This is a genomic window from Streptomyces sp. ID05-39B (genome assembly GCF_033794725.1).
Lineage (GTDB): Bacteria > Actinomycetota > Actinomycetes > Streptomycetales > Streptomycetaceae > Streptomyces > Streptomyces bobili.
Genome location: NZ_JARGEF010000076.1, coordinates 23,916 through 32,794, shown reverse-complemented (window position 1 = coordinate 32,794; position 8,879 = coordinate 23,916). Strand labels below are relative to the sequence as shown.

Below are 8,879 nucleotides of genomic sequence, written 5' to 3'. Positions count from 1 at the left end.
CGCCCGTACCGTCAGGACCCCCCGTTACGCTGGACCGATGAGCGAGCGACTCCAGCCCGGCGACGTGGCCCCCGCCTTCACCCTCCCCGACGCCGACGGCCACGAGGTGTCCCTGTCGGACCACAAGGGCCGCAAGGTCATCGTCTACTTCTACCCGGCCGCCCTGACCCCCGGCTGCACGAAGCAGGCCTGCGACTTCACCGACAACCTCGACCTCCTCGCCGGCGCCGGGTACGACGTCATCGGCATCTCCCCCGACACCCCCGAGAAGCTCGGCACGTTCCGCGAGAAGGAATCCCTCAAGGTCACCCTCCTCGCCGACCCCGAGAAGACGGTCACCGAGGCCTACGCCGCCTACGGCGAGAAGAAGAACTACGGCAAGACCTACATGGGCGTCATCCGCTCCACGATCATCGTCGACGAGCAGGGCAAGGTCGAACACGCCCTCTACAACGTCCGGGCCACCGGCCACGTAGCCAAGATCATCAAGGACCTCGGCATCTGACCCCCGCCCCTCCCCGCCACGGCCCGCGTCGACCTCGGTCACCGCGGGCCGTTCCTGCTTTTCGGGCGTGACTGTCCGATAAGCGGTTCGTTACTCCGTACGAGACCACGAACGGGTGGTCGGAGACGGAGGGGAACCATGGGGGTCAGCGCGTACCCGAAGGAGCGGCTGGAGGAGGCGGCTCGGGGAGCTCGGACGTTGACGGAGGCGTGCGGGAGGTTGGGGGTGGATCCGAAGAGCTGGAAGCGGCGGTACGTCCGTGAGCGGATGAAGAAGCTGGGAGTGGATGTCTCCCATTTCGAGCGGGAGGGGGCCAAGTGGACAAGGGAGATCCTTGAACCGGTGGTCGCCGCGTCGACAAGCATCAACGACGTTCTGCGTCAACTCGGACTTGAGATCGTCGGCGGACACCACACGAACATCTCGCGGCGCATCAAGGCCTATGGCATCGACACCTCACATTTCACGCCAGTGGTCCGCACGGAGCGACAGCGGTACAACCAGCGCCGCCGAACTGCCGAGGACATCCTCACCGAGGACACGTCGGCACATGCCAGGCGGACACCGAGCAGCCGCCTCAAGCGGGCGATGAGCGAGCTGGGCGTCGAGAAGCACTGCGCCCTGTGCGGGATCGAAGGCGTATGGCTCGGGGAGCCGCTCCCCTTGGAGGTCGACCACATCGACGGCAACTGGCGGAACAACCGCATCGAGAACCTGCGGTTACTTTGCCCCAACTGCCACTCGACAACCGACAGTTACAGGGGTCGTGGCAAGGGCAGGGCTGCATGAGTAGCGGCGTGCAGTACACCCGCGAGCGCCTGGCCGAAGCAGCAGCTCGCTGTTCCGACCTCGACGAGGTCATCGCCTTCTTCGGCACCCGGCCATACGGCTACCTCCGCAAATACCTCGCCACGCGATTCGCCCACTTCAGCATCGATATCTCGCACTTCCGCCCCTGCGGCAGGTCCGCCCGGCCAACCCCCGACGAGCTACGGACGGCCGTCGCGGAGTCCCCGTCCTTGGCAGACGTGCTACGCCGCCTTGGCCGCACGGACACCGCCGCGCAGCGGAAGAAGCTGCGCAGGTGGATCACCGACGATCGCCTCACTACGGAACACTTCATGGGCCAGGCGCACCGACGGGGAAAACGAGCCCCGAACGCCAAGCGGCCTGAGGACGTTCTGGTATGGCACAACGGCAGCCAGCGAACGACGACAAAACGCCTGCGCCGAGCGCTCGAAGAAGTTGGCGTGACGGAAGAGTGCGCCAGGTGCGGCACCGGCCCGGAATGGCTCGGCAAGCCCATGACCCTGGAGGTCGATCACATCAACGGGGACTGGAGCGACGACCGGCGGGAGAACCTACGGCTGCTCTGCCCCAACTGTCATGCGATCACCAGCACGTGGTGCAGAGGCGGCAGACGTCGGCGGATCTAGCCCAGTAGAGTAGAGCGCGACTCACGCGCTCGTACTCCAACGGCAGAGAGACAGGCCTTAGAAGCCTGGTGTTGTCGGTTCAAATCCGACCGGGCGCACAGGCGAAATGAGCCCCGCACCTTCGATTCAAAGGCGCGGGGCCTTTCCGCGGGTTCAGCCCAACAGCTCCCGAATCGCCGGCACCAGTCCCCGGAACGCCTTCCCCCGGTGGCTGATCGCGTTCTTCTCGTCCGCGGTCAGCTCGGCGCACGTTCGCGTGTCGCCCTCCGGCTGGAGGATCGGGTCGTAGCCGAAGCCGTTCGTGCCGGTCGGGGCGTGGCGCAACAGGCCCCTCAGCTGGCCCTGTACGACCCGCTCCGTGCCGTCCGGCAATGCCAGGGCCGCCGCGCAGGCGAAGTGGGCGCCCCGGTGTTCGTCGGCGATGTCGGCGAGCTGGGCGAGGAGGAGTTCCAGGTTGGCCTTGTCGTCGCCGTGGCGTCCTGACCAGCGGGCCGAGAAGATGCCGGGGGCGCCGTTCAGGACGTCGACGCAGAGGCCGGAGTCGTCGGCGATGGCGGGATGGCCGGTGGCGCGGGCGAGGGCGTGGGCCTTGAGGAGGGCGTTCTCGGCGAAGGTGACGCCGGTTTCCTTGACGTCGGGGATGTCGGGGTAGGCGTCCGCGCCGACGAGGTCGTGGGGCAGGCCTGCGTCGGCGAGGATCGACCTGAGTTCGGTGATCTTTCCGGCGTTGCGGGTGGCGAGGATCAGGCGGGTCATGGGCCCAGTATCCCGACTCGGTGTCCCGACCCTCGCGCGCGGTTCCGCGGGGTGCTAGGGGGTGCAGACCTTGGTCAGTTCGCCTGCGGCGTCGGTGACGGGGCTGAGGTCGGGGGTGTTGTCGCCCTTGTCCACGGCGGTGCGGACGTTGGTGACGGCTTCGCGGAGGTCGTCGACCGCCTTGTTGACGTCGGTGTTGTCCGTCTTCTCACCTATCTTGTCGAGGTTCTTCTCGATGGAGGTGAGGGATTCCTGGGTCTGCGTCGGGTCGTTGGCGGCGTTCTCGACGGCCTGCTGGAGGTCGGTGACGCTGTCGGCGATGGCGTCGGCGGTCTGGACGCAGTCGAGTGCCTTGTTCACGGCGTCGCAGCCGGTGGTGGTGAGTCCCACGGTGAGTGCGACGGCCGCGGTGGCGGCGGCGATGCTGATACGGCGGCCTCGGTGACGGCTCGCGACCTTGGACATGACGGTGTTCCTCCCTGATGCAGGCCCCGGGAGGCCCCCGTTGTGTGCGGCCGTGCGCGGGCCGTGGTACTGCGCAAGACGCCGGGGCGGACGGCGGGGTTGCCCGCGCGTCCGGCCCTGTTTGGCGTTCTCTTTACTTTTGCAGGACGGTATCAAGGGCGGCGCGCTGGAGCACGGTCAATTCCGTGCAGCCGGAAACGGCAAGGTCCAGCAGGGAGTTGAGTTCCTCGCGGGCGAACGGCTCGGCCTCGGCGGTGCCCTGGACCTCGACGAAGCGGCCGTCGCCGGTGCAGACGACGTTCATGTCGGTCTCGGCGCGGACGTCTTCCTCGTAGCAGAGGTCGAGGAGGGGGATGCCGCCGACGATGCCGACGGAGACGGCGGAGACGGTGCCGGTGAGGGGCTGGCGGCCGGCCTTGATCAGTTTGCGGCCCTGGGCCCAGGTGATGGCGTCGGCGAGGGCGACGTAGGCGCCGGTGATGGCGGCGGTGCGGGTGCCGCCGTCGGCCTGGAGGACGTCGCAGTCGAGGACGACGGTGTTCTCGCCGAGGGCCTTGTAGTCGATGACGGCGCGCAGGGAACGGCCGATGAGGCGGGAGATCTCGTGGGTGCGGCCGCCGATCTTGCCGCGGACGGACTCGCGGTCGCCGCGGGTGTTGGTGGCGCGGGGGAGCATGGAGTATTCGGCGGTGACCCAGCCTTCGCCGCTGCCCTTGCGCCAGCGGGGGACGCCTTCGGTGACGGAGGCGGTGCAGAAGACTTTGGTGTCGCCGAAGGAGACGAGGACGGAGCCTTCGGCGTGCTTGCTCCAGCCGCGTTCGATGGTGACGGGGCGGAGCTGTTCGGGGGTGCGGCCGTCGATGCGAGACATGGTGTCGAGCCTAGCGGCAGGCGTGGAAGGGGCCCCTGCCGCGGGTGCGGTGGGGCCCTTTCGAGTGAGCGGTGGGGCTCACATCATGTCTTCGATCTCCCCGGCGATGGGGTCGGCGTCGGTGCCGATGACGACCTGGATGGCGGTGCCCATCTTGACGACGCCGTGGGCGCCGGCGGCCTTCAGGGCGGCTTCGTCGACCTTGCCGGCGTCGATGACCTCGGTGCGGAGGCGGGTGATGCAGCCTTCGACTTCTTCGATGTTGTCGATGCCGCCGAGCCCGGCGACGATCTTCTCAGCCTTGGTGGCCATGTCCTTCTCCCTGAGGTCCCTGAGTTCCGACTGGGTGGGCTGCTGTCGATGGCGACCGCTTTGTCGTAGTAACCCACAGTTGGCCCATCTTTGCGAGCGATCGTGCCGGATGTATCGAAGGATGACGTCACAGCATCGAAATCGTCCGTAGCTGGTCTACACCACCTGACAGGCGGTCGCCAAACCATGAGTGCCGAGAGCGCTGACACCACGGTCGGGCCTGCGCGGGCCCGTTGGAACGGTCTGTTCCAGGGTCTGCAGAAGATGGGGCGCAGTCTTCAGCTGCCGATCGCCGTGCTGCCTGCGGCGGGGATCCTCAACAGGCTTGGTCAGCCTGATGTGTTCGGGGCCGACGGGCTGGGCTGGACGGACGTCTCGAAGGTGATGGCGGGCGCGGGTGGCGCCCTGCTGGACGGTCAGCTGGGGCTGCCGTTGCTGTTCTGCGTCGGTGTGGCCATCGGTATGGCGAAGAAGTCGGACGGCTCGACGGCGCTGGCGGCGGTGGCGGGTTTCCTTGTGTACTACAACGTGCTGCGGCAGTTCCCTGAGGACTGCGGCGAGGGGTTGAGGGCGGTGCCGGGCATCGGCTGCCAGGGCATCGAGGACGGCACGGTGGTGGCGTTCACGTACCAGAATCCGGGTGTCTTCGGCGGGATCGTGATCGGCTTGCTCGCCGCCTATTTCTGGCAGCGGTTTCACCGTACGAAGCTGGTGGACTGGCTGGGCTTCTTCAACGGCCGCCGGCTGGTGCCGATCATCATGGCGTTCGTGGCCATCGCGTTCGCGGCGTTGTGCCTGTGGGTCTGGCCGCCGATCGGTGACGCGCTGGAGAACTTCAGCGACTGGCTGGACGGTCTGGACGCGTGGGGTGCCGGCATCTTCGGTATCGCGAACCGGGCGCTGCTGGTGATCGGTCTGCACCAGTTCCTGAACGTGCCCATCTGGTTCCAGTTCGGCTCGTACACCAGGCCGGACGGGACGGTGGTGCACGGTGACATCAACATGTTCCTGGCGGGTGATCCGGACGCGGGTCAGTTCACGTCGGGGTTCTTCCCGATCATGATGTTCGCGTTGCCTGCGGCGGCTCTGGCGATCACGCACTGCGCGCGGCCGGGCCGCCGGAAGGAGGTCGGCGGGCTGATGCTGTCGGTGGCGCTGACGTCGTTCGTCACGGGCATCACGGAGCCGATCGAGTACTCGTTCCTGTTCGTGGCGCCGGTGCTGTACGCGATCCACGCGGTGCTGACGGGTGTGTCGATGGCGGTGACGTGGGGGCTGGGAGTGCACGACGGCTTCAGTTTCTCCGCGGGTCTCATCGACTACGTCATCAACTGGAACCTGGCGACGAAGCCGTGGGCGATCATTCCGATCGGCCTGTGCTTCGCCCTCGTGTACTACGTGATCTTCCGCTTCGCGATCACACGGTTCGATCTGAAGACGCCGGGGCGGGAGCCGGAGGAGGAGCACGAGGACATCACGAAACCCTGAAAGCCCTTACTGGCAAGGGGTTGGGGCCTTCGGACCAGTGGTCCGGGGGCCCTTCGTCATGCTCGGCGGGGGTCGCTCGGGCGGGTGCGCTGCGTAGTGTTCCGGTTGCAGTTTTGACGGGTTCCTTATATCGCCTTCATCGTGCTAGAAACAGGTCTACACCACTGAGTGGTGTAGACCACCACCCGATGGAGGAAGTGTATGAGCACCGCCACCTCGCCAACGGCGGCCCCCACGAAGAAGTGGGGATCCGGCCTGTTCCAGGGCCTTCAGAAGGTCGGCCGCAGCCTGCAGTTGCCGATCGCCGTACTGCCGGCGGCGGGGCTTCTCCTGCGTCTCGGCCAGGCGGACGTGCAGGAGAAGCTGCACCTGCCTGCCGACGTCGCCAAGGTGTTCGCCGGTGCCGGCGGCGCCATCCTGGACAGCTCCTTCGGGCTGCCCCTGCTGTTCTGCATAGGCGTGGCCATCGGCTTCGCCAAGAAGGCCGACGGTTCGACGGCCCTCGCCGCCGTGGTCAGCTTCCTCACCTACTACGCGGTGATCCACCAGTTCCCGATCGAGGACGGTCACGAAGGCGCCACCTACACGGCGACCGGGCTCGGCGGCGGCTTCTGGCAGAAGGGCAACGAAGCCGCGCAGACCGCGAGCTTCCAGAACCCCGGCGTCCTCGGCGGCATCATCCTCGGTCTGTTGACGGCCGTGCTGTGGCAGCGCTACCACCGCAAGCAGCTCGTCGACTGGCTCGGCTTCTTCAACGGCCGCCGGCTCGTGCCGATCATCATGGCCGCCGTCGGCACCCTCCTCGGTGTCCTGGTCGTCGTCGGCTGGCAGCCCATCGGTGACGTCATCACCGACTTCGGCGAGTGGATGACCGGCCTCGGCTCCTTCGGCGCTGCCCTCTTCGGCCTGATCAACCGCGCGCTGATCCCGATCGGCATGCACCAGTTCGTCAACTCCGTCGCGTGGTTCCAGATTGGCGACTTCACCAACGCCGCCGGGACCGTGTTCCACGGCGACCTGCCGCGCTTCTTCGCCGGTGACCCGGACGCCGGCCTCTTCATGACCGGCTTCTTCCCGATCATGATGTTCGGCCTGCCGGCCGCCGCGCTCGCCATCGCCCACACGGCCCGTCCCGAGCGCCGCAAGGCCGTGATGGGCATGATGATGTCGCTGGCCCTGACCTCGTTCGTCACCGGTGTGACCGAGCCGATCGAGTTCTCGTTCATGTTCATCGCCCCGCTGCTGTACGCGATCCACGCCGTGCTGACAGCGATCTCCATGGCGGTCACCTGGGCGCTGGGCATTCACATGGGCTTCAGCTTCTCGGCCGGCCTGACCGACGTCCTCATCAACTGGGGCATCTCCACCAAGCCCTGGCTGATGATTCCCGTGGGCCTGGCCTTCGGCGCGATCTACTACGTCGTCTTCCGCTTCGCGATCACCAAGTTCAACCTCACCACCCCCGGCCGCGAGCCCGAGGAGGAGGTCGAGGACCTCACGAAGGCGTGAGCCTCGGCTGACGGACGTACACAGCAGGCGCATGCGAAGGCCCCGGGAGCCCTGAACCGCTCCGGGGGCCTTCGTCGTGTGCGGGGACTTCAGATCTCGTACGTCACTCTCGGCGCCGCCGCTTCCACCGGGCCGTCGAACGCCGCGCGGGCGTCCGCGAGGTTGACCTGCGGGTCGGTCCACGGGGGGATGTGGGTGAGGACGAGGCGGCGGGCGCCCGCGCGGGCGGCCGTCTCACCCGCCTCGCGGCCGTTGAGGTGCAGGTCGGGGATGCTTTCCTTGCCGTACGTGAACGCGGCCTCGCACAGGAACAGGTCGCTGTCGCGGGCGAGTTCGTCCAGGGCCGGACTGACTCCGGTGTCGCCTGAGTAGGTGAGCGAGCGCCCGCCGTGCTCGACGCGGATGCCGTACGCCTCCACCGGGTGGGCCACGCGTTCCGTGTGGACCGTGAACGGGCCGATGTCGAAGGTGGAGGGCTTGACGGTGTGGAAGTCGAAGACCTCGCTCATCGAGGAGGCCGAGGGGGTGTCGGCGTAGGCCGTGGTGAGGCGGTGTTCGGTGCCTTCGGGGCCGTAGACCGGGATGGGGGCGCAGCGGCCTCCGTCGTGGCGGTAGTAGCGGGCCACGAAGTACGCGCACATGTCGATGCAGTGGTCGGCGTGCAGATGACTGAGGAAGATCGCGTCGAGGTCGTAGAGACCGCAGTGGCGCTGCAGCTCGCCGAGGGCGCCGTTGCCCATGTCGAGAAGCAGCCGGAAGCCGTCGGCCTCGACGAGGTAGCTCGAGCAGGCCGATTCCGCGGACGGGAACGACCCTGAGCAGCCGACGACGGTGAGCTTCATAGAGCAGAAACCTCCGCTGGCGGGAAACCGAGAAGTACCGGAGAAGATCGGAAAACGGACGGTCGTGAAAAGGGGGCGACAGAGGTCGTGCGGTTCGTCGAGCGTAAGGCGCAAAACCTTTGGTCGCTCCTCCACCAGGGGCCGTTGTGGGGGAACTCACCTGTGGTGTCACCGGTTCGGCTGGACCGGGGGTGCGGGGGCGCGCGGGAGGGCGCGCGAGGGTGAACGCGCCCCGGTACGGTCGTGCGTATGGACACGTCCTGGTGGGTGGCTCTCGCGGCGGTGGTGCTGCTCGCGCTCGTCGCCGCGCTCGTCGACGGATGGGGGCGCGGCCGGCGTCCGGCGGGGCGCAGGTCCCGGCCGCCGGGGCGGCCTCGGCCGGCGGAGATCTGGTGGGCGAACGTGCCGTTCGAGGACGGTCCGGGTGCGAAGGACCGGCCCTGTCTGGTGCTGGTGGTGCGGGGGAACCGGGTGACCGTCGCGAAGATCACCAGCAGGTACCACGACGAGCGGGCCGGGGTGATTCCGCTGCCGCCGGGCGCGGTCGGGGACACGCGGGGGCGGGCGAGCTACCTGGAGACGGACGAGCTGCGCCAGGTTGCGCTGGGCGACTTCCGGCGGCGGGTGGGTGTGGTGGACCCGGTCCTGTGGGACCAGGTCCGTCACCTGGCGAAGTAGAGGTGCACGAAGGGGCC

The 8,879-nt window shown here is 67.7% G+C and carries 11 protein-coding genes and 1 tRNA gene; 7 read left to right on the top strand and 5 right to left on the bottom strand.

What is annotated here, in order from left to right:
- Nucleotides 1-37 precede the first annotated feature (37 nt).
- From bcp to P1P75_RS18585, 4 genes are all read left to right on the top strand, one after another.
- Nucleotides 38-505: a thioredoxin-dependent thiol peroxidase gene (bcp, locus tag P1P75_RS18600; protein WP_319256658.1), complete on the top strand. Its 468-nt coding sequence runs from the start codon at nt 38-40 to the stop codon at nt 503-505.
- A gap of 138 nt (nt 506-643) precedes the next feature.
- On the top strand, nt 644-1,294 hold the full coding sequence (locus tag P1P75_RS18595; RefSeq protein WP_319256656.1) for an HNH endonuclease signature motif containing protein: 651 nt from the start codon (nt 644-646) through the stop codon (nt 1,292-1,294).
- The gene (locus tag P1P75_RS18590; protein ID WP_319256654.1) at nt 1,291-1,941 is read left to right on the top strand and encodes an HNH endonuclease; all 651 of its coding nucleotides are present in this window, start codon (nt 1,291-1,293) and stop codon (nt 1,939-1,941) included. Before P1P75_RS18595 ends, P1P75_RS18590 begins: the two co-directional genes overlap by 4 nt.
- 25 nt (nt 1,942-1,966) lie before the next feature.
- Nucleotides 1,967-2,039 (top strand) — tRNA-Leu (locus P1P75_RS18585).
- Between the two features lie 55 nt (nt 2,040-2,094).
- Here P1P75_RS18585 and rdgB read toward each other — a convergent pair.
- The 4 genes from rdgB to P1P75_RS18565 all read right to left on the bottom strand — a co-directional run bounded on the left by rdgB (nt 2,095) and on the right by P1P75_RS18565 (nt 4,456).
- On the bottom strand, nt 2,095-2,697 hold the full coding sequence (gene rdgB, locus P1P75_RS18580; protein WP_319256652.1) for an RdgB/HAM1 family non-canonical purine NTP pyrophosphatase: 603 nt from the start codon (nt 2,695-2,697) through the stop codon (nt 2,095-2,097).
- A 54-nt stretch (nt 2,698-2,751) separates the two neighbouring features.
- A complete protein-coding gene (locus tag P1P75_RS18575) occupies nt 2,752-3,162 on the bottom strand; it encodes a hypothetical protein (protein WP_319256649.1) in 411 nt (136 codons plus the stop codon).
- A 133-nt stretch (nt 3,163-3,295) separates the two neighbouring features.
- Nucleotides 3,296-4,033 (bottom strand): ribonuclease PH, encoded by a 738-nt coding sequence (gene rph / locus P1P75_RS18570; RefSeq protein WP_319256647.1) that lies wholly within the window; start codon nt 4,031-4,033, stop codon nt 3,296-3,298.
- Between the two features lie 78 nt (nt 4,034-4,111).
- Nucleotides 4,112-4,456, bottom strand: a complete 345-nt coding sequence (locus tag P1P75_RS18565) for a PTS glucose/sucrose transporter subunit IIB (RefSeq protein WP_319256668.1) — start codon at nt 4,454-4,456, stop codon at nt 4,112-4,114.
- Between the two features lie 75 nt (nt 4,457-4,531).
- On the opposite strand from P1P75_RS18565, the gene P1P75_RS18560 reads away from it, so the two are divergent.
- Together P1P75_RS18560 and P1P75_RS18555 are read left to right on the top strand one after the other, a co-directional pair.
- Entirely contained in the window at nt 4,532-5,833 is a 1,302-nt protein-coding gene (locus tag P1P75_RS18560; RefSeq protein ID WP_319256665.1) for a PTS transporter subunit EIIC, read from the top strand.
- Nucleotides 5,834-6,034: 201 nt separating this feature from the next.
- Nucleotides 6,035-7,342 (top strand): PTS transporter subunit EIIC, encoded by a 1,308-nt coding sequence (locus P1P75_RS18555; RefSeq protein WP_319256645.1) that lies wholly within the window; start codon nt 6,035-6,037, stop codon nt 7,340-7,342.
- An 89-nt stretch (nt 7,343-7,431) separates the two neighbouring features.
- On the opposite strand, the gene P1P75_RS18550 is transcribed toward P1P75_RS18555, so the two are convergent.
- Nucleotides 7,432-8,184 (bottom strand): MBL fold metallo-hydrolase, encoded by a 753-nt coding sequence (locus P1P75_RS18550; protein WP_266457519.1) that lies wholly within the window; start codon nt 8,182-8,184, stop codon nt 7,432-7,434.
- Between the two features lie 249 nt (nt 8,185-8,433).
- On the opposite strand from P1P75_RS18550, the gene P1P75_RS18545 reads away from it, so the two are divergent.
- Entirely contained in the window at nt 8,434-8,862 is a 429-nt protein-coding gene (locus P1P75_RS18545; RefSeq protein ID WP_319256643.1) for a type II toxin-antitoxin system PemK/MazF family toxin, read from the top strand.
- Nucleotides 8,863-8,879: the final 17 nt, after the last annotated feature.

Coding starts and splice junctions, on each gene's coding strand:
- bcp (WP_319256658.1), top strand. CDS start 38: ATGAGCGAGCGACTCCAGCCCGGCGACGTGGCCCCCGCCTTCACCCTC.
- P1P75_RS18595 (WP_319256656.1), top strand. CDS start 644: ATGGGGGTCAGCGCGTACCCGAAGGAGCGGCTGGAGGAGGCGGCTCGG.
- P1P75_RS18590 (WP_319256654.1), top strand. CDS start 1,291: ATGAGTAGCGGCGTGCAGTACACCCGCGAGCGCCTGGCCGAAGCAGCA.
- rdgB (WP_319256652.1), bottom strand. CDS start 2,697: ATGACCCGCCTGATCCTCGCCACCCGCAACGCCGGAAAGATCACCGAA.
- P1P75_RS18575 (WP_319256649.1), bottom strand. CDS start 3,162: ATGTCCAAGGTCGCGAGCCGTCACCGAGGCCGCCGTATCAGCATCGCC.
- rph (WP_319256647.1), bottom strand. CDS start 4,033: ATGTCTCGCATCGACGGCCGCACCCCCGAACAGCTCCGCCCCGTCACC.
- P1P75_RS18560 (WP_319256665.1), top strand. CDS start 4,532: ATGAGTGCCGAGAGCGCTGACACCACGGTCGGGCCTGCGCGGGCCCGT.
- P1P75_RS18555 (WP_319256645.1), top strand. CDS start 6,035: ATGAGCACCGCCACCTCGCCAACGGCGGCCCCCACGAAGAAGTGGGGA.
- P1P75_RS18550 (WP_266457519.1), bottom strand. CDS start 8,184: ATGAAGCTCACCGTCGTCGGCTGCTCAGGGTCGTTCCCGTCCGCGGAA.
- P1P75_RS18545 (WP_319256643.1), top strand. CDS start 8,434: ATGGACACGTCCTGGTGGGTGGCTCTCGCGGCGGTGGTGCTGCTCGCG.